The sequence below is a fragment of the Devosia elaeis genome (assembly GCF_001650025.1).
Taxonomy (GTDB): Bacteria; Pseudomonadota; Alphaproteobacteria; order Rhizobiales; family Devosiaceae; genus Devosia; species Devosia elaeis.
The window spans coordinates 1-19,172 of record NZ_LVVY01000112.1; the positions used below are offsets into that span (position 1 = coordinate 1).

Below are 19,172 nucleotides of genomic sequence, written 5' to 3' on the forward strand. Positions count from 1 at the left end.
ATCACCAAGGAATTCCATTTCTCGGCATCCCATCAGCTCGCGTCGCTTCCGCCTGACCACCAATGCGCTCGGCTGCATGGGCACAACTACATCGTGGAAGTCGAACTGACCGCCGATGAGCTGAACGAGCATGGCTTCGTGCGCGATTACCAGGACCTGTCGGTGCTCAAACGGCACATCGACGAGGCATTCGACCATCGCCATCTCAACGATGTGCTGGGGCATGACAAAGTCACGGCCGAGTGCCTGGCCAAGCACTTTTTTGACTGGTGCAAGCAGCGACTGCCCGAAGCCTCTGCCGTGCGCGTCAGCGAGACCGCCAAAACCTGGGCGGAGTATAGGCCGTGAGCGCCGTGGAGCCGCCCACTATCCGTATCAGCGAGATCTTCGGGCCGACGATACAGGGCGAAGGCGTGTTGATCGGCCAGCCGACCGTGTTCGTACGAACCGGCGGATGCGACTACCGTTGCGCCTGGTGCGACAGCCTGCATGCCGTAGACAGTCGCTTCCGCGACGACTGGCGGCCAATGTCGATAGAGCAGATCTGGGCACAGGTCCGGGTCCTGTCGGGCGGTGAGCCATTGACGGTGTCGCTGTCAGGCGGCAATCCGGCGATCCAGCCGTTGGGCGAACTGATCGAACTCGGTCACCGAGAGGGTTATCGCTTCGCCCTGGAGACTCAAGGTTCGGTAGCGCGGGACTGGTTTTCGACACTGGATACTCTTGTCCTAAGTCCCAAGCCGCCATCCAGCCAGATGAGCACCGACTGGGCACGTTTCGAGGCCTGTCTGGCAGCCGCGCAAGGCAGGCCATTGACCGTGCTCAAGCTCGTGGTCTTCGACGATGAAGACTATGCTTACGCCAAAGATGCGGCGGCGCGTTATCCGAGCCTGCCGGTCTACCTCCAGCCGGGCAACCACACGCCGCCCTCCCCCGATGCCGACGATGTCATCATCGACATAACGGGGGTTATGCAGCGCATGGAATGGCTGGTCGACAAAGTAACTCAAGACCGATGGTTCGAGGCACGGGTCTTGCCGCAGCTTCATGTGCTGCTCTGGGGCAATACCCGCGGCGTCTAGCCGGTACCGCCACACCACAAACCCAGGCGAACACGAGCAACGCACATGTCGGCCCCCCTACCCGCCAGGCCATTCGCGACATCTAGGCTTTCCGCGATGGGGGCGAGCAGATCGCCTATGATCACGTGACCGCCGGACGACTTGACCAATGCGGATCGACGTGATTTTGGCCGGCAACAGCCTAGAGCCGCAAATTGTCCGAACACTGGCTGCTGCTCGATATCGGCAATACCGATACCGTTGGGGGCCCGTTCCGCACCGATGGCATGAGGTCGCCGAAGTGCGGTTCCGGACCGATTACCAATGCGCGGACGAATATCGCCTGCTGCTGGCGCAACTGTTTGGGGAGCGGCTGGGCCGCAACATCTGGGCCTTGGCCGCCCGCGTCGTGCTGTCGATGGTGGTGCCCGTCCTTGAACCGATCGTTACCAGGGCGTGCCACGTCCTGCTGGTGCTGTCGATCAGCGCGCCGCTGCAGCGCGATGACGCGTTTTCTGTGGTCCTTACTCCGCTGGCTCGATCGCCGCCTTCGCCATCGGATTGTTCAGGTGCGTCGTCCAGTTGGCGTAGTGCGGATCAACCTGCTTGCCGGTCCGTGTGTCCATCGTTCCCGGCTCCAGCGCGATCATCGTAATACAATCCTCAATTGGACAGACATTGACGCAAAGATTGCAGCCAACACACTGGTCGTCCATCACCTCAAAATGCCGCTTGCCGTCCTTTTCCTTCATGATTGCCTGGTGCGACGTGTCCTCGCAGGCGATGTGGCACCGGCCGCAGCTGATGCACGTGTCCTGGTCGATCTTCGCCTTGGTGATGTAGTTGAGGTTGAGGAACTGCCAGTCTGTGACGTTGCGCGTGGCACGCCCGGTGATGTCGTCGAGCGTCTTGTGGCCCTTCTCGTCCATCCAGTTCGAAAGGCCGGAGACCAGTTCTTCGACGATCTTGAAGCCATAGACCATCGCCGCGGTGCAGACCTGCACATTGCCCGCGCCCAGAGCCATGAACTCCGCCGCATCACGCCACGTCGAGATCCCGCCGATGCCCGAGATGGGCAGCCCATAGGTTTCCGGATCACGCGCGATATCGGCCACCATATGTAAGGCGATCGGCTTGGCCGCCGGTCCGCAATAGCCGCCATGCGTGCCCTTGCCGTCGATGGTTGGCATTGGCGCAAAAGTGTCGAGATCAACGCCGGTGATCGAGTTGATGGTGTTGATGAGACTCACCGCGTCCGTGCCGCCATTCTTCGCCGCTCGCGCAGGTTGACGCACATCGGTGATGTTTGGCGTCAGTTTGGTGATTACAGGCATACGCGAATACTGCTTGCACCAGCGCACGACCATTTCGACATATTCCGGCACCTGGCCGACAGCCGCGCCCATGCCGCGCTCGCTCATCCCATGTGGGCAGCCGAAATTTAGCTCGATCCCGTCGGCTTCCGTTTCCTCGACCAGCGGCAGGATCGCCTTCCAGGCGTCCTCCTCGCAGGGCACCATGATCGAAACGACCACCGCGCGGTCGGGCCAGTTTTTCTTGACCTGCTTGATCTCGGTGAGATTGCGGTAAAGGTCGCGGTCTGTGATCAGCTCGATATTGTTGAAGCCCAGCAGGCGCCGGTCGCCCCCCCAGATCGCCCCGTACCGCGGTCCGTTCACATTGACGACCGGCGGGCCTTCCTCGCCCAGTGTCTTCCAAACCACGCCGCCCCAGCCCGCCTTGAAGGCGCGCTCAACATTATAGGCTTTGTCGGTCGGCGGCGCGGACGCCAGCCAGAACGGGTTCGGAGACTTGATCCCGACGAAGTTGTTGCGAATGTCCGCCATGGCGTCTCTCCCTCAGATTCCAGCGAGATAGCGGTTGATGCTCTCGGCCGCGTCGCGCCCCTGCGCCACCGCGGTCACCGTCAGGTCGTCGCCTGCATCGACACAGTCGCCGCCGGCCCAGACGCGGGCGCGCGACGTACGGCCTTCCGCATCAGCTTGGACCCGGCCACCATTGAGTTCGAGCCCGGCCGCCGACTGGTCTTCCAGCGTTTGGCCGATCGCTTTGAACACCTGGTCGGCCTCTATCGTGATAGTACGACCTATCCCGGCGAGCCGGCCATCTTTGAGCTCGGTATACTCCAGCTCAACGCCGGTGACCTTGCCATGCTCTGTAAGAACCCGCTTAGGCTGTAGCCAATGCCGGATAGTCACACCCTTCGAAGCCGCCAGATCCTGCTCGAAACCCGAGGCGCTCATGTGTTCCTGCCCGCGCCGGTAGCAGATCGTCACCTCCTCGGCGCCGAGGAGCTTTGATTGCACTGCGGCATCGATGGCGGTCATGCCGCCGCCGATCACCACGACACGCCGCCCGACCGGCAGGGTGGCAAGGTCGGTCGCCTGCCGCAGTTCTGCGATGAAATCCACCGCGTCCTGGAGTCCATGCAGGCCTTCCTTCTCGCCCTCTGCCCGCAGCGCATTGACCCCGCCGAGGCCGATACCGAGGAACACCGCGTCGAAATCCGTGCTCAGTTGCGCAAGGCTCAATTCGCGCCCCAGCGCCTGGCCGAGCTCGATGGTGATTCCGCCAATGGCCGTCACATAATCAACTTCGGCCTGCGCAAATCCCTCAGGGGTCTTGTAAGTTGCGATACCGTATTCGTTGAGCCCGCCGGCCTTCGGGCGTGCATCGAAAATCGTTACCTCATGGCCGTGCATCGAGAGCCGGTGCGCCGCCGCCAGTCCAGACGGGCCGGCTCCGACAACAGCTATCTTCTTGCCCGTACCCGGGGCGCGAGTGAAGAACTGCTTGCGCTCTTCCATCGCGATGTCGGTGGCATAGCGCTGCAGCTGTCCTATCTTGACCGGCTTGCCCTCGGCCTCCATGCGCACGCAGGCGTCTTCGCACAACTGCTCGGTAGGGCACACCCGCGCGCACATCCCACCAAGGATGTTCTGCGCAAGGATCGTTTTGGCCGCGCCCAGCGGATTGTCGGTTGAAATCTCTCGGATGAACAGCGGAACGTCGATCGAGGTCGGGCATGCGTTCATGCAGGGCGCGTCGTAGCAGAAATAGCACCGATCGGCCTCAACGAAGGCCTCGTGTCGACCTAGTGGCGGATGAAGTTCCGAGAAATTCTGCGCATACTGGCCAGTGCTGAGACGTCCGGGTACGATGCCTTCTTTGAGCATATCGCCGCTCATGACTGCCTCCAATAAAGCCATTCCATGCCGAGACGCTAACGCAGCTTGGAAATTTTATCAATTGGTCAAAATTATGAAGACCTTGTCCCCCGCGCGCTCCAAGGAGCCTTCAAAAACTGGCCCTGGCTGCGGCAAAATAGCACTTTATTGGCAGCGCCGTGCGAGGGAGCAGTCTGGGTAGAAAAGTCCAGAAACGGATCGTTTCGAAAGACGATCTAGTCGTTCTAGTCCTTGCCATCGTCGAACACTACGCCGATCTCTTCTGCTGAACGCCACACCACGCGACAGGCAAGGGTCCTCTTGTCTGTCAGCAGGACCAATTCAAATCGATCGGGTACCCCCAAAGGACTGGTGACCTTCAGCCGTGCACCGGTGTCCGACAAATTGCGAAGAACACAATCGATAGTGGAGCGGCCGCCATTGAAGCTCATGCGCGCCTGCTTAAGCACGCGCCGCCGCGCCGATGAACGCTTGTTTTGCAGTTCTTCAGCCACTTCGAATTCCTATTCGGTACCATTTACCGCTATATACCTCGGCTAGGCTTGTCTACCTCGCCACTTAGATCAACACTGTCAAGTGCCGCCCCGCTTCTATGGCCCCGACCCTGCCGACGACGTCGCCCTGCACGCCAATATCGCGCCGCGCATGACCGAGCCACGGCTAGCCAACCTTCATTGAATTCCTGGCATTGTGCGTTTGGCTTGCCACCACATCGCCGCGAGCGGTTCAGCAGCGCCGTCACTCGGCGATAGCAATGGGGCGCGAGTCGATGATCGGGCGCAGCTCGGCAAGGAGGGCAAGTCTTCGGACTTGCGATTAGCTCCACGCGCGGCTCGGAAGGCTTGTTGGTGCGCCTGATCGCGTTCGATCGGAACACGCCTAGGAACCTGGCAACGGTGCTTGATGGAAACGGTCCTCGGGATCGCTTCAACAGCCTATGAGAGCCCGCCGCATGATGCCCAATACAGGAGTTCCCGGTTTTAACGATCCAGTAAGCCTGATTTCAAAGTTCCCCGTCGCGTTTACCCCGGTTACCGCCGGGTCGTTTAAATTCGGATCGCGGAGCTACGACCCCTCACTGGTCGCGGCAGCGTCAGAGGGCATTGGCATGTATCGCGGCGGCAGTAGTGTTTTGCGCTCGGGAATTGTGGTCGCGCTGATGGCGGTCGCGCCGCTGTCCGGCTGCGCCACTGGCGGCCTTGGCGCGAGTGTATTTGGCAATTCCAAGCAGCAGGTCGCAGACCTGACCGGTCGCCAGCCGACAACACCCGAAGCGGCGCTAGCGGAGGCCAGGACCCACTTTCGCAACAATGATTTTGGCTATTCGGCCGCGTTCTACCAGCGTGTTGTCGAGCTCTCGCCTAAGAACCCTGAAGGCTATGTCGGGCTCGGTGCCTCCTACGACCGGCTGGGCCGGTTCGACCTCTCGGACCGGGTCTATGCGAACCTCTACCAGCTCTCGGGCGACACCGCGCAGTACTTCAACAATGTGGGCTATTCCTACATGCTGCGCGGCAACCTGACGGCGGCACTAACGAACTTCCGTCGCGCGCTCAGCCTTGATCCCGACAACGTGCTGATCGCCAACAACATCCAGATATTGACCAGCGCGGCGACCCGGGCCTGACCCGGGCGGTCACAGCGGTCCGACTATCAGGGCTGGGCCGGAGCGACCGGCATCACGCTACCGCTGGCGCCAAGGCCCGTCGTGACGTACTGCGAGCCCTTGGACGGGTTGACCGTCTGGATGGCCATGTTGGCCCGCACCGCATTGCCTGCTCGAAACGAGACTCGGTCGGTGCGCTGCATGTGGTCATAGGTGCAGCCAGTGGCGAGCAGGGCAATGGCCAGCGCCACTCCGCCTTTTAGTACAAGCAGCGGCATCAATTTGTCTCACCCAGGCTGAGGTCGATCATGTAGCCGAAGGGGCCGATGACGCCGGCCCCCGCTTCAAAATTCTGAATCATCTTGGGTGTCACCTCCATTTGACCGAGTAGGAAGAACTCGGCATCGTTGGCAGGGGCAGTTCCGTCCAGCGGAGTGGCCAGCAGTTGTCCCGGAGTCGCCGGCTGGACCAGGCGCGGCGTGACAATGACCACCAGCTCGGTGTCATTCTTCTGGTAGTTCGACGACCTGAACAGCGCACCAAGAATCGGAACATCACCAATCCAGGGCAATTGGTTCTGGCTGGTGTTGGAGCTTGCCTGCAACAGGCCCGCCACGGAAAAGCTCTGCCCGTCGCGGAGTTCCACTGTGGCATCGAGCGTCCGGGTGTTGAACACAGGATCGCCGGCGGCTGTCATCGCGCCGATGCTGCTCACTTCAGGCGTCAAATGGATCTGGATGCGGTCGCCATCGAGCACGATGGGCGTGAACACGAGGCGAACGCCAAAGTCGCGATATTGGATGGTTGCACCGCCCTGTCCATCTGAGACTCGGATGGGGACCTGGCCACCGGCCAGGAAGCTGGCCTTGACGCCCGACAGCGTGGTCAGGTTCGGTTCGGCCAGGGTGCGCACGAGGCTCTTGGCCTCTAGGGCATTGATGGTCGCGGTAAGGCTCACGCCCGTGAGGCCGGCCAGCACGCTGGTGGCGAAGGACGAGAACGAAGCGGCGCCGCCGGCGGGATTGTTGGGGCCGCCGCCGATACCGGCCGAAACGCCGCCAACCGTGCCGCCCCACTGGATACCGAGTTGCCGGCCGGCATCGCGTTGGGCTTCGAGGATCCGAACCTCGAGATTGACCTGCTGGCCGCCGGCCAGGGTGATAGTGTTGATCACGCCCGGGCTGCCATACTGGTCGACGATCTGCAGTATTTTCTGCATCGAGCCTTCATCGGTCACCGTGCCCGACAGGCGCACGCGTCCGTTCACCGTGCCGACGCGAACATTCGAATTTGGCACCGCAGACCGGATGGCACTGGTCATATCGGCCGTATCGGCGCCCACTTCGACCGCCAGCAGGCCGATCGGTTCACCCACATCGGAAAACAGGTTCACGGTTGTGGTGCCGAAGGACTTGCCGATGAGGTAGAGAGACTTGTTGGTGATCAGCTGGGCGTCGGCAATGGCGGCATCGGCCGACACAGCCTTGCCGATCGCGTTCGATACCGTGACTGTCACCGCCTGCGAGACAGGCAGATTGATCCGCATGACCGAGGTGGTGGCGACGTCGTAATTGACCGTCTGCGCCAGGGCCGGGACGGTGGGGGTAAGCGCAGTCAGCATCAGGGCCAAAGCAAAACAGGCGGCACCGATATAGCCCCCGCGACGCCTCACCTGAACCGCACCGGGTTTGCCGGAGGCTCCAACTCCTGAGTAGGATGGAGCATGACGAGCAAGACGACGAACAAGTTTTCAGTAGAGGTCCGAACCCGTGCGGTGCGGATGGTTCAAGAGCATGGCGGGGAGTACCCGTCCCGCTGGGCAGCGGTGGTATCGGTTGCCGAGAAGATCGGATGTTCGGCCCATACGCTCCATGAGTGGGTGAAGAAGGCCGAGGTCGATAGCGGCAAGCGCGCCGGTGTGACCACGGATACGGCCGAGAGGTTGAAGTCCCTGGAGCGGGAGAACCGGGAGCTGCGGCAGGCCAATGAGATCCTGCGCAAAGCCTCCGCATATTTCGCCCAGGCGGAGCTCGACCGCCCGTTCAAGCGATGATTGCCTTCATTGATGAGCACCGGGATGCTTATGGGGTCGAGCCGATCTGCAAGGTTCTGCCGATCGCCCCATCCAGCTACCACGAACGCGTTGCCCAGCGCCGCGATCCTGGCCGGCGGTCTGCCCGATCCCAACGTGATGAGGGCCTCAAGCCGGAAGTCATGCGGGTCTTTGCCGAGAACTTCGGCGTCTACGGCGTGCGCAAGGTATGGCGGCAGTTGAAGCGGGAAGGGTTTGGTGTTGCCCGATGCAGTGTCCAGCGCCTGATGCGCGATCTGGGCTTGCAGGGCGTGATCCGCGGCAAGCCGGTGCGCACCACGATCAGCGACAAGGCGGCGCCTTGCCCGCTCGATCACGTCAATCGCCAGTTCTACGCCCCAGCGCCTAACAGGCTCTGGGTCTCCGATTTTACTTATGTAGCGACGTGGGCTGGGTTTGCGTATGTGGCCTTCGTGATCGACGTCTACGCTCGCTATATCGTGGGCTGGCGGGTCAGCCGCACCGCCCATGCCAGCTTCGTGCTGGATGCCCTCGAGCAAGCCATACACGACCGCCGCCCCGTCCATCGCGGCGGTCTGGTCCATCATTCGGACCGCGGCAGTCAATACGTGTCTATAAAGTACACCGAGCGCCTGGCCGAAGCCGGGATCGAGCCGTCAGTCGGCAGCGTTGGAGACAGCTATGACAACGCCTTGGCGGAGACGATCAACGGTCTCTACAAGGCCGAGGTGATCCACCGGCGCGGACCATGGCGAAGCATCGAGGCAGTCGAGTTCGCCACCCTCGAATGGGTCGACTGGTTCAATCACCGGCGACTGCTTGAGCCCATCGGCAACATACCGCCAGCGGAAGCTGAGGCAAACTTCTACGCCGCACTGGAACAACCGGCCATGGCCGCATAACTTAAACCAAACAGCCTCCGGAATTCCCGGCGCGGTTCAGACCTCTTGGTTCCTTCGTCATGCGACGAGACCAAAACACTCCTTAAAGCTCAACCCTAAATCTGTGCCATCGGTGCTGACCGGGGAACAGGCGGCGTCGGGCGAAAACGCCAGCTTGATGGCGGGCCGGAGCCTACCTCAGACCGGGTCAACCTCAGAGGTTACGTCATGGTGAGGGAGTATCTCGAAGGAAAACTGCCCGTCGGCCAGCTTGTCGACGGCATACGTCAGGAGTTCATGCACCTGGTTGCCGGGTTTGAAGGTGAGGACCTTTGTCCGAACTCCATCCAACGCAGAGGGCTCGATGAAATCCGATGAACAGATGATTATTTGGTCCCCGAGTTGGCAGGTTCTAGCGGCTGCTCCATTGAGAATGCAACACCTGCTACCCCGTTCTCCATAGATTACATAGGTGGAGATACGAGCACCGGAATTTTTGTTCCAATTATCTACAAACTCTAGTGGCAGCAATCCAACTGCCGCGCAGTAATCGGGATCGAGGGTAATGGACCGTGATAGTTTAGATCGGCGCCTGTGACGGTAATGCCGTGCAATTTCGCCGAGACAATTTTCTTCATTTGGTCTCCTTCGACCCCGGGGTTAGTGCCATTTCCTGTGTGCCCAACAGGACGGGTCCTTGGTTTGCCCGTCGGCCTTGCCTGTGCCAGCGTATCGACGCTACCTGGACAAGGCGGGGCACCTCGAACCTGTCGTTTTTTGGGACATGCACACTAGATCGCGGCTGACCTAGTTCTCATTCCAAGTTTGCTCAGCAGGGCTTGATCATCCTCCGCATCCGGGTTGCCCGTCGTCAGCAGCTTGTCGCCATAGAAAATCGAGTTGGCGCCGGCGAGGAAGCACATGGCCTGGAACGCTTCGCCCATTTGCCTGCGTCCGGCAGAGAGGCGCACCCGCGCCCTGGGCATGGTGATGCGGGCGACAGCGATAGTCCGCACGAATTCAAAGAGGTCGAGAGCCTCGGTGCCGAAGAGGGGCGTGCCCTCCACCTGCACCAGATTGTTGATCGGCACCGATTCCGGATAGGGGGTCATATTGGCCAGTTGCGCCACCAGCCCCGCTCGCTGCAGGCGGGACTCGCCCATGCCGACAATGCCGCCGCAGCAGACGTTGATCCCCGCGCCGCGCACTTTTGCGAGCGTATCGAGGCGATCCTGATAGTCGCGCGTGGTGATGATGTCGCCGTAGAGTTCGGGGGCCGTATCGAGGTTGTGATTGTAGTAATCGAGGCCGGCCCGCTTGAGGCGCTCGGCCTGCCCCTCGCCCAGCATGCCCAGCGTGGCGCACGTTTCGAGCCCGAGAGCCTTGACCTCGCGCACCATCTCCTCGACCCGATCGAGATCGCGGTCCTTGGGCTGACGCCAGGCCGCGCCCATGCAGAAGCGCGTAGCGCCATGCGCCTTGGCCTGGCGGGCCGCATCGAGAACGGTGTCGAGTGGCAGGATCTTCTGCGCGGTCACGCCGGTATTGTAGCGGGCGGCCTGCGGACAATAGCCGCAATCCTCGGGGCAGCCGCCTGTCTTGATGGAGAGCAGCGTCGCGAGCTCGACTTCATGGGGGTCGAAATGCTCTCGATGCACCTGCTGCGCCCGAAACAGCAAGTCGTTGAATGGCAGGTTAATGAGGTCCAGCACGGCCTGGACCGGCCACAACAGCTTTTCATGCAGCTGTTCATTGGCCACCAGTGCCGTTGCCGCGTGTTCCCCCGATTTTGGTTCGGTGAGCATAGTCAGATTTCCTTAGCGCTTGAGGATTGCGTTGCCGAGACGGGCCTAAAGCCCGGCGGCAGGATTGAAAAATCGAGATGTTCCAGGGCGGCGGCGGTCAGTTCCGTGCCGGCCGCCTGTAGCCGCGGTACCCATCCCAGGAGGGGCGCATCGATGCGCGCGGCAATGGCCTCCACCGTTGCGGCGGCGTTGAGCATATCGGCATCGACGCTGTTGGCCACCCAGCCGGCCAGGGCCAGGCCGCGGGCGGCGATAGCCTCCGCCGTCAGCAGGGCATGGTTGATGCAGCCCAGACGCACCCCCACCACCAGCACCACCGGCAAGCCGAGCTGTTGCGCCAGGTCGGCCGTGTCGGTGGTTGGTCCCAGCGGCACGCGAAACCCGCCCACGCCCTCGACCACCACGGCATCGGCAAGATCGGCAACCTGTCTGTAGCAGTCAAGGATCGCTGGCAGATCAATTGTGCGGCCTTCCAGCGCCGCGGCAATGTGGGGGGCCGTAGGCTGCCGGAACAGATAGGGCGTGGTGAGGCGCTGAGGCGGAGCGAGGCTGGCTTGCGCGGCCAGGGCATCGCAATCATCGTTGTGCCACCCGCCGTCGCGCAGTTCGGCACCCGCGGCAACGGGCTTCATGCCGACGGTCCTTAGCCCCGTCCGCGTCAGGAACTGGAGCAGGCACGCCCCAATCAGCGTCTTGCCGATCTCGGTATCGGTGCCGGAAACGAAATAGCCGCGGGCGGTCATGTCATTCTCCCGCTCGGGGCGATGACGTGGTCGAACACGGTCGCTGTCCGTTCTGCCAAGAGGTCGCATTCGGCGTCGCTCAAGATATAGGGTGGCATCAAATAGACGGTGCAGCCGATGGGCCGCACCAGAAGTTCGTTTTCCAGGGCCCTGGCGAAGAAGCGTCGCGAGAAGGTGGCCGCAGCGGCAGGATCGTCGATTTGGGCGTCGAACGCCCAGATCATGCCACACTGTCGGAAGTTGGCGACCCGTTCATGGCCCGCCAGCGGCTGCAATGCCACGGTTAGTCGCTGCGCCCGCTGCCGGTTCACGTTCAGCACGTCATCTTCCTCAAAGATCGCCAGCGTCGCCAATGCGGCGCGGCAGGCCAGCGGGTTTCCCGTGTACGAATGGGAATGCAGAAAGCCGCGTCGAACATCGACATCGTAGAATGCCTCGAAAATCGTATCCCTGGTCATGACCAACGACAGCGGCAAGTAGCCGCCACTGATCCCTTTGGAGAGGCAGAGCAAGTCAGGCCATACCGGCCCTGCGGCGGTGCCGGTGGCAATGGCATGCTCAGCGGCGAAAAACGTCCCGGTGCGGCCACAGCCGACCGCGATCTCGTCAAAGATCAGGTGCACGCCGTAGCGATCGCAGAGGGTACGGACTTCCGCCAGATAAACTGGGTCATGCATCGCCATGCCGGTGGCGCATTGCACTAGCGGCTCGATGATCACCGCGGCGATATGGCCGGCGCGCTCCCGTAGCAACAACTCCAGTGCGTCAGCAGCACGACGCGCGACGCCCGCGGCTGTTTCGCCCTCCTCGGCGGCCCGGGCATCTGGCGACATGACGACATGCGCCTTCTGCAGCAGCGGACCATAGGCATCGCGAAACAGCGCCACATCAGTGACGGCAAGCGCACCGATGGTTTCGCCGTGATAGCTGCCCGCAAGGCAGACGAATTCCTGCTTGGAGCCCTGCCCGGCGTTTCGCCAGAAATGAAAACTCATCTTCAGCGCAATCTCGACCGCCGAGGCTCCATCAGAGGCGTAAAAGCAATGGCCGAGCACGTTGCCGGTTCGCGCCGCCAGTTTCTCCGACAGCTGGATGACCGGTTCGTGGGTGAAGCCCGCCAGCATCGCGTGCTCGATCTTACCCAGCTGGTCGATCAGCGCCGCGTTGATGCGGGGATTGGCGTGGCCGAACAGGTTGACCCACCAAGAACTGATAGCGTCGAGGTAACGCTTGCCATTGGTGTCGTACAGCCAAGCTCCGGCGCCGTGGCTAACCGGGATCAACGGTGTCGTCTCGTGGTGCTGCATCTGCGTGCACGGATGCCACACGCTGGCGAGGCTACGCCCAACCAAGTCAGATTGCTTTTCTACCATCACCTAGCCAACCCTTCGGACATGCGACCGGCGGCGCCTCGGAGCGCGTTGACCAGTTGATCTACCTGCTCAACGCTATGCGCCGCCGAAAGCGAGATACGCAGCCGCGCCGTGCCTTTGCGCACGGTCGGCGGGCGTATAGCGGGGACCCAGATGCCTTGGGCGCGGAGATCGGCCATGACGTCCAGAGCGAGCTGATTGTCTCCTAGGACCAGCGGCTGAATCGCTGTCTCGGAGGGCAATAGTTGCCAAGGCAGGCCGACAAGCCCCTCTCGCAGACGTTTGACCAACTGACCAAGATGCACACGGCGCCAATCCTCCGTCCCTATGACCGCGAGTGCCACAAGCAGTGCTCCGGATAGCATTGGTGGACTGGCGGTGCTGAACACGTAGGTTCTCGCCCGTTGGAGTAACCATTCTATCACCGTCCCATGGCCGGCGACGAACGCGCCCGCGACACCGGCCGCCTTGCCAAGCGTTGCCATATACAGCACCCGCGGTGACGCGAGACCGAAATGGGCGAGGCTGCCGCGCCCCTGTGGACCGAGCACGCCGAAACCGTGGGCGTCGTCGACCAAGAGCCACGCGTCATATTTTTCACTCAACACCAACAATTCCGGCAGAGGCGCAATGTCGCCATCCATGCTGAAAACCCCATCGGTGACGATCAGCGGATGCGGGCGGGTATTTTTCGCCAGCAGGCGCTCCAGCTGGGCGACGTCCCCGTGGGCATAGACGCGAAACTGGGCACCCGAAAGCCGGGCGCCGTCGATAATGCAGGCGTGGTTGAGCCTATCGGAGAAGACAATATCGCCTGGACCGACCAGCGCCGGAATGATGCCGAGATTGGCCATATAGCCGGTCGAGAAGTGCAGCGCGCGCGGCGCACCCACGAATGCGGCCAGCTCGGCTTCAAGCTGTTCGTTGACGCTGGTGTGGCCGGTGATCAGCGCCGATGCGCCGGCGCCGACGCCAAATTGCTCCAGACTGTCGCGCGCACCTGCCAAGAGGGCCGGGTGATTGGCGAGGCCAAGATAGTCATTGCTGGCAAAGGCCAGATAGGTCTTGCCATCGATGACCAGGGTGGGGCCCTGCGGCCCATCGACGACGCGGCGCTGACGGAGCAGATTTTGCTCCTCCAGATGGCGAAGCCGGCCGCCCATCTCCACCAGCAGATCGGTTGTGCTCTCCGCCATCGCCTCAGGCGTCCAATGCAGCATGGGCCGGCACCCCGGCAATGGCATGAGCAGCGGCGAAACGCAAAGGCAGGGTCTCGAGGCTGCGATAGGCCGCGTTCCGGCCCCAGACGTGGGCAGTGCCGGCCAACGCCAATTGCGGCAGGCGGCGCATGACGCTGCGAAAGGCGATTTCGGCTTCGAGGTAAGTGAGCGCGGCGCCTATACAGACATGCGGGCCGAAACCGAACGACAAATGCGCGCCCTGGTTGCGGTTGACGTCGAGGATGTCGGGCGCGTCGAACTTGGCCGGGTCGCGGTTGGCCGCTCCAATGAGCGGGATCACCAGATCGCCCTTTTTCATGACCTGGCCGTGCAGTTCGACGTCCGCCTTGAGCCGGCGACCGGTATATTGCACCGGACTATCGAAGCGCAGCAGTTCCTTGAGGGCCTGCGGCAGCAGCGCAGGCGCCTCGATCAGGCGTTGCCACTGGTGGGGATGCTGCAGCAGCGCGAGCATGCCGTTGCCGAGCAGATTGCGCGTCGTCTCGTGTCCTGCAAACAGCAACGTGCAGCACTGCGCCAGCAATTCCTTGGTGGTGATGATACCGCCGGTCGCCTCGGCGGCAAGCAACTGGCTGACCAGATCCTGGCCGGGGCGCTGGCGACGCTCGGGTAGCAAATCCCGGAAATAGATGCTCATTGCGACGGCGCTCGCCTGCGCCCGCAAGGCAATGTCCATGGCCGGCGTGGGAGCGCCAATGAAGGCGGCAATGTCGTCGGACCAGGCGATGAATTGGGCACGGTCGGCGGGATTGACCCCCAGCATCCCGGCAATCACCAGCGCCGGCAAGGGCCGCGCAAATTCGTCCGTGAAGTCGAACTCGGCTTGGCCGCGCGCGGCGCGCTCGATGATCGAGTCCAAGAGATCATCGACAATGGCCTCTATCGTCGGCGCCAGGGCCAGCATGGCCTGTGGCTTGAAGCCTGCGTTCATGACCTGCCGCAGCCGCGTGTGCTGTGGCGCGTCGACGAAGAGCAGCGAGCGCGAGAAGATACGTTTGAACTCCCGGAGGTCGGACTTCGCACCGGGCCCACTGCTGTTGACCCACCCCCCGGCCCGGCGGACCGAGCAGCGCGGATCGCGTAAGATGCCAGCGACGTCGGCATAGTCGGTCAACAGCCAAGCGCCCCCACAAAAATCCTCATTCCAATGCAGCGGCCCTGCCGCACGCCAGGAGGAATAGAATGGATATGGGTCGTTCAGAAATGCACTATCGGTCATTAGTCGGCCCCTGCAACTCCGCCCACCCATCAGCGGGTCTTGGCATCGATCCTGTCACTCGACAATCCCATTGAGTTGGTTTCAGTGTGCCAACGAGCGCAGCGTTGCGAGCGCTTCGAGGCAGGCGAGCGTGGCCTCGCGGCCCTTGTTATAGGCATCGTCACGGCTGCGTACGATTGCCTGTTCGTCGGTATAGGTCGTCAGGATACCGAAGGTCAGCGGCACGCCCGTCGCCAAGGAGGCGGCCATCAAACCGGTACTGGCCGCCTGGCTGATATATTCGAAATGGGCGGTATCGCCCTTGATGACGCAACCCAGGCAGATCACGCCGTCATATTTGCCAGTCCTGGCGAGGGTCTGCGCAATCAGGGGAATTTCGAAGGCGCCGGGCGCGGAATAGATGTCACGATCCGACAGGTTGATGCCGTTATCGGCAAGGCTGGCACGGGCGCCAGAGAGCAGCCCATTGGTGACGTTCTCATTGAAGCGGCTCACCACGATGGCGATCCGGAGTTCAGGCGAAGCATTGGTATCGGTCATATCCAACTTTCAGTTTTGATGGGTGAGGGTGTGGCCCAGCTTCTCGCGCTTGGTTTGCAGGTAGCGCAGGTTGAACGGATTGGGGGCGATGATCAGGGACTGCCGCTCTTGCACGTCAATGCCGTTGGCCCGAAGCGTCTCGGCCTTTTGCGGATTGTTGGTCAACAGGGTGATGGTGACGACACCGAGGGCCCGAAGGATTTGGGCGGCGATCGCGTAATCGCGGGCATCGGCTGCAAAGCCGAGATCGGTGTTGGCCTCGACTGTATCGCGGCCTCCATCCTGCAGGGCGTAAGCGCGAATCTTGTTGGCGAGACCAATGCCGCGGCCTTCCTGGCCTCGCAAATAGATCAGGACGCCGCCTGACTCGCCGATCATGCGCAGCGACTCCTGCAGTTGCGCGCCGCAATCACACCGCAGCGACCCCAGAGCATCCCCCGTCAGGCATTCCGAGTGAACCCGCACCAGCGGCGTTCCCGTCATGGGTGCCTTGACCATTGCCAGGTGCTCGGTTCCGTCCAGCAGGCTACGAAACGCGTGAACCCGCATCGCATCGCCGGAAAAGGTCGATGGCAAATCGGCCGAAGCCACTTGCTCGACCAGCACCTCGGTCTTGCAGCGATATGCAACGAGATCGCTGATGGACAGGATGGGCAAGTCGTGTTGAGCCGCGAAAAGTTCCAGATCGGGGCGCCTGGCCATCTCACCGTCATCGCGCATCACTTCACAGATGGCGGCCGCGGGCTGAAGTCCGGCGAGGCGCATCAGGTCGATAGCCCCTTCGGTATGACCGTTCCTGACAAGCACGCCGCCTTCGGCTGCCCGAAGCGGAAAGATGTGTCCCGGGGACACCACGTCTGCAGCTTCAGCCCTGGGGTTCGTGGCGGCCAATATCGTCCGGGATCGATCATGGGCAGAAATGCCGGTGGTAATCCCTTCCCGCGCCTCGATCGAAACCGTGAACGCGGTCGATCGGCGAGCTCGGTTGGCTGCGGTCATGGCAGGCAGCTGCAGCCGGTCCACCTGTTGCCCGGTCAAGGCCAGGCAGATGAGACCGCGCCCATGGGTCGCCATGAAATTGACGGCACTAGGGGTGGCAAACTCGGCAGCGACGATCAGGTCACCTTCGTTTTCGCGATCCTCGTCATCGACGAGGATCACCATGCCGCCCAGACGCAGTCGGTCTAGGGCTTGGGATAGGGTTGACATAGGCGCTCCACATATTTCGCAATCACGTCGACCTCGACATTGATGTCGTCGCCCAGGCGGGCGGCGTGCAGGTTGGTATGTTCCCAGGTGTGGGGAATGATGGTGATGCCGATGATGGTCGAACCATCGGTGGCAGGACTGACGCTGTTGATGGTCAGGCTGATGCCGTCGAGCGCAATCGAGCCCTTCTCCACGCAGTAGCGGGCCAGCGCGGCAGGCAAGGCCAATTCCAGCCGAAAGGCTCCCTCTTCAGGTGTCACTGTGACTAGCCGGGCCGTTCCATCGACATGGCCTTGGACAAGGTGGCCCGATAGCCGGGTCTCCAGACGCACGGAGCGTTCCAGATTCACCCGGTCGCCTTCTGCGACCCGACCCAGGCTGGAGCGGGATGTGGTTTCGGGGCTGACGAAGAATGTGGCCGCCCCACCCGCTTCGAGATGGGTGACCGTCAGGCAAACCCCGTTGATCGCGACACTCTCACCAAGAGAAAGGTCATCCCAACCCGATTGCAGAACCAGGACGCGGGTTCGCCCTTGCTGGCTGACGCCGATCACGGGAGCCAATCGTTCAATGATGCCGGAAAACATGGATACCTCTCAATGCGGTTCGGAATTGGCCCGGTAACGGACGGTGATGTCGTCGTCCGCCGCCAGACGCTGGCGTATCATTACGTGCTCGTCCCAGAGCGGACTTGCCAGTATGGACTGGGTGAGTTCGGTACCGGCTTCGACCAGCACCTCGAGGCATCCAGCCTGACCGAGACGGGTCAGCACGTTGGCAGGGTCGGTTTCTATCGACACCAGGAAGCCGCGTGCCTGCGCCGCCTCGACATAGGACGCCGGCACCCGACCACGTCGGTCGAGGATGACCAGGTGGCGTCGCTTGCCCGGGAAATCTGGCAGCCTTCGGACGGTAAAGTGGGGTGCGTCGGCCATGATCGTTCCGGACCCGGTGATGATCGCGTCGGCCCGCTTGCGCAATCGATGCGCCAGATCGAGTGAGGCGTCCGAGGTAAAGGTTTTTTGCCCCGCGGGTGGGATCATGCTGCCATGGCGATCAATCGCCTGCTTGATCGTCACCCACGGTTTGCCCGTGGTCACGTGCTTGGCAAAGGGCGCGATCAGGCGGGTCACCGCCGCGGCGAGCTGGGGTGCGGCCGGATCGTCCAGGTCAACTAGGGCATGTAGTGACCGGCCTGCATGGGCAAGATAGTCGCCACCCCTACCGGCAACGAGCGGATTGGGATCGCTGGCCCCGATCCATACGTGACGCGCCGGCGTTTCGAGGATCACGCCCGTACAGGCCGGGGTTCGTCCGGCATGATTGCAGGGCTCAAGGGTCACCACCACCGTGTGGATGCGATGGAGCGTATCATTGGCGCGGCAGAGCGCGATGGCGAGCGCTTCGGCGTGCGGTTCACCGGCTCGTTGATGGGCCGCTGCGGCCAGCGTTTTGCCTGACGCATCAAGCAAAACGCAGCCGACGGGAGGATTGGGCGCGGTGGCGCCTTGCCATTGGCCTGCCAGCTCAACCGCATAGCCAAAGGCGGCAGCGATCACGCTGCTCGATAATTGCCCGCCGTGGGAGCTCTCTGGGCTATCCATGCCTGTCCGTCGTCTTGCCAAACCAAGACGCAGCTCAGGGCCAATGACGGCGCACATCCCGTTCCCGGAATGCGGAAACAGGGCCACCCGATCATGTGTTCTCTTCCATCCGGACTATACCGTCGGCCCCGGAGTTTAACCGAGTCTGCTGACCTTGCCTCCTCTGAGGCAAGCGCTCGCGGGCTGATGCGCCGAAGCGCAAACACCGCCGGTGGGGAATTGCACCCCGCCCTGAGAACGTCTGTCGACCCCCAGGGCCGACCGGGTTCATATAGGCCGCGGCTCGGCCCGACGCAAGCCTCCGGCCGCCGACCTAGCACGAAGGTCTCATTCCTGTGGTGTTCCGGCCCGCGTCATTGCGGCTTCGGCGCCCCAATGATCCTCAAACACGAGGTCGGCAATCGGCGTGCGTGCCCGCCACCCCCTTTGTTCGAGTTCGGGCGTCGCAAAGAAGCTTTCGACCTTGCCGACGCACAAATAGGCAACCAGCCGGACCGGATCGGGGATACCCAGAACTGCCTTGACCTCGGCCTCCTTGAGGATGCTGACCCAACCGACGCCCAGGCCCTCGGCTCTGGCTGCGAGCCAGAGGTTCTGGACGGCACAGACCGTGCTGAACAGGTCCATG

At 62.2% G+C, this 19,172-nt stretch carries 19 protein-coding genes, 1 pseudogene, 1 riboswitch and 1 other annotated feature; of the genes and pseudogenes, 4 read left to right on the forward strand and 16 right to left on the reverse strand.

The annotated features are described in order from the left end of the window. Both queD and queE read left to right on the forward strand, forming a co-directional pair. The coding region (gene queD / locus A3840_RS14730) for a 6-carboxytetrahydropterin synthase QueD (protein WP_067458386.1) at window positions 1-348 on the forward strand (348 nt) is incomplete at its 5' end. Then, complete coding sequence (gene queE, locus A3840_RS14735) at window positions 345-1,082, forward strand: 7-carboxy-7-deazaguanine synthase QueE (RefSeq protein ID WP_205633394.1); 738 nt, start codon at window positions 345-347, stop codon at window positions 1,080-1,082. The genes queD and queE, both read left to right, overlap by 4 nt. A gap of 503 nt (window positions 1,083-1,585) precedes the next feature. Here the strand turns inward: queE and preA are convergent. From preA to A3840_RS19135, 3 genes are all read right to left on the reverse strand, one after another. Next, entirely contained in the window at window positions 1,586-2,908 is a 1,323-nt protein-coding gene (preA, locus tag A3840_RS14740) for an NAD-dependent dihydropyrimidine dehydrogenase subunit PreA (protein ID WP_067458390.1), read from the reverse strand. Window positions 2,909-2,920: 12 nt separating this feature from the next. Then, on the reverse strand, window positions 2,921-4,270 hold the full coding sequence (locus A3840_RS14745) for an NAD(P)-dependent oxidoreductase (protein WP_067458428.1): 1,350 nt from the start codon (window positions 4,268-4,270) through the stop codon (window positions 2,921-2,923). A 224-nt stretch (window positions 4,271-4,494) separates the two neighbouring features. Continuing rightward, window positions 4,495-4,764 carry a PilZ domain-containing protein gene (locus tag A3840_RS19135; protein WP_281180583.1) on the reverse strand — a complete coding sequence of 90 codons (270 nt, stop codon included), beginning with the start codon at window positions 4,762-4,764 and terminating at the stop codon, window positions 4,495-4,497. Between the two features lie 458 nt (window positions 4,765-5,222). Here A3840_RS19135 and A3840_RS14750 point away from each other — a divergent pair, with 458 nt between their 5' ends. Further along, window positions 5,223-5,897, forward strand: a complete 675-nt coding sequence (locus A3840_RS14750; protein WP_165603190.1) for a tetratricopeptide repeat protein — start codon at window positions 5,223-5,225, stop codon at window positions 5,895-5,897. A 26-nt stretch (window positions 5,898-5,923) separates the two neighbouring features. Here A3840_RS14750 and A3840_RS14755 read toward each other — a convergent pair whose 3' ends face one another. Beyond that, the gene (locus A3840_RS14755) at window positions 5,924-6,154 is read right to left on the reverse strand and encodes a hypothetical protein (protein WP_067458395.1); all 231 of its coding nucleotides are present in this window, start codon (window positions 6,152-6,154) and stop codon (window positions 5,924-5,926) included. Continuing rightward, window positions 6,154-7,497, reverse strand: a complete 1,344-nt coding sequence (locus A3840_RS14760; protein ID WP_067458431.1) for a type II and III secretion system protein family protein — start codon at window positions 7,495-7,497, stop codon at window positions 6,154-6,156. Before A3840_RS14760 ends, A3840_RS14755 begins: the two co-directional genes overlap by 1 nt. A 102-nt stretch (window positions 7,498-7,599) precedes the next feature. Here A3840_RS14760 and A3840_RS14770 point away from each other — a divergent pair. Next, window positions 7,600-8,831 (forward strand): IS3 family transposase gene (locus tag A3840_RS14770; protein ID WP_245676633.1). Its coding sequence is split into 2 segments (ribosomal slippage): window positions 7,600-7,894 and window positions 7,894-8,831, totalling 1,233 coding nucleotides; the frame shifts between segments, so codons are not numbered across the junction. Beyond that, window positions 7,884-8,000, forward strand: a sequence feature (AL1L pseudoknot). (Overlaps the previous gene by 117 nt.) A gap of 177 nt (window positions 8,832-9,008) precedes the next feature. Here A3840_RS14770 and A3840_RS19140 read toward each other — a convergent pair. The 11 genes and pseudogenes from A3840_RS19140 to A3840_RS14820 form a co-directional block, all read right to left on the reverse strand. Beyond that, window positions 9,009-9,448 (reverse strand): annotated as a pseudogene (locus A3840_RS19140) (aspartate 1-decarboxylase). Window positions 9,449-9,601: 153 nt separating this feature from the next. Then, complete coding sequence (gene bioB / locus A3840_RS14775) at window positions 9,602-10,615, reverse strand: biotin synthase BioB (RefSeq protein WP_082903925.1); 1,014 nt, start codon at window positions 10,613-10,615, stop codon at window positions 9,602-9,604. Window positions 10,616-10,617: 2 nt separating this feature from the next. Next, entirely contained in the window at window positions 10,618-11,358 is a 741-nt protein-coding gene (gene bioD / locus A3840_RS14780) for a dethiobiotin synthase (RefSeq protein WP_067458404.1), read from the reverse strand. Further along, window positions 11,355-12,731, reverse strand: coding sequence for an adenosylmethionine--8-amino-7-oxononanoate transaminase (bioA, locus tag A3840_RS14785; RefSeq protein WP_067458407.1), 1,377 nt, complete (start codon window positions 12,729-12,731; stop codon window positions 11,355-11,357). Before bioA ends, bioD begins: the two co-directional genes overlap by 4 nt. Continuing rightward, complete coding sequence (gene bioF / locus A3840_RS14790) at window positions 12,731-13,951, reverse strand: 8-amino-7-oxononanoate synthase (RefSeq protein WP_245676634.1); 1,221 nt, start codon at window positions 13,949-13,951, stop codon at window positions 12,731-12,733. The genes bioA and bioF overlap by 1 nt, the downstream gene beginning before the upstream one ends. Beyond that, window positions 13,932-15,086 carry a cytochrome P450 gene (locus tag A3840_RS14795; protein ID WP_205633395.1) on the reverse strand — a complete coding sequence of 385 codons (1,155 nt, stop codon included), beginning with the start codon at window positions 15,084-15,086 and terminating at the stop codon, window positions 13,932-13,934. The genes bioF and A3840_RS14795 overlap by 20 nt, the downstream gene beginning before the upstream one ends. 186 nt (window positions 15,087-15,272) lie before the next feature. Next, window positions 15,273-15,731 (reverse strand): 6,7-dimethyl-8-ribityllumazine synthase, encoded by a 459-nt coding sequence (gene ribH, locus A3840_RS14800; RefSeq protein WP_067458413.1) that lies wholly within the window; start codon window positions 15,729-15,731, stop codon window positions 15,273-15,275. A gap of 9 nt (window positions 15,732-15,740) precedes the next feature. Next, window positions 15,741-16,940 carry a bifunctional 3,4-dihydroxy-2-butanone-4-phosphate synthase/GTP cyclohydrolase II gene (locus tag A3840_RS14805; protein WP_067458416.1) on the reverse strand — a complete coding sequence of 400 codons (1,200 nt, stop codon included), beginning with the start codon at window positions 16,938-16,940 and terminating at the stop codon, window positions 15,741-15,743. Next, entirely contained in the window at window positions 16,916-17,527 is a 612-nt protein-coding gene (locus tag A3840_RS14810) for a riboflavin synthase (protein WP_067458419.1), read from the reverse strand. Before A3840_RS14810 ends, A3840_RS14805 begins: the two co-directional genes overlap by 25 nt. 9 nt (window positions 17,528-17,536) lie before the next feature. After that, the gene (gene ribD, locus A3840_RS14815) at window positions 17,537-18,544 is read right to left on the reverse strand and encodes a bifunctional diaminohydroxyphosphoribosylaminopyrimidine deaminase/5-amino-6-(5-phosphoribosylamino)uracil reductase RibD (RefSeq protein ID WP_067458422.1); all 1,008 of its coding nucleotides are present in this window, start codon (window positions 18,542-18,544) and stop codon (window positions 17,537-17,539) included. A gap of 93 nt (window positions 18,545-18,637) precedes the next feature. Then, a riboswitch (FMN riboswitch) is annotated at window positions 18,638-18,787 on the reverse strand. Between the two features lie 84 nt (window positions 18,788-18,871). Beyond that, on the reverse strand, window positions 18,872-19,172 hold a 301-nt coding region (locus A3840_RS14820), incomplete at its 5' end, for a nitroreductase family protein (protein WP_082903926.1).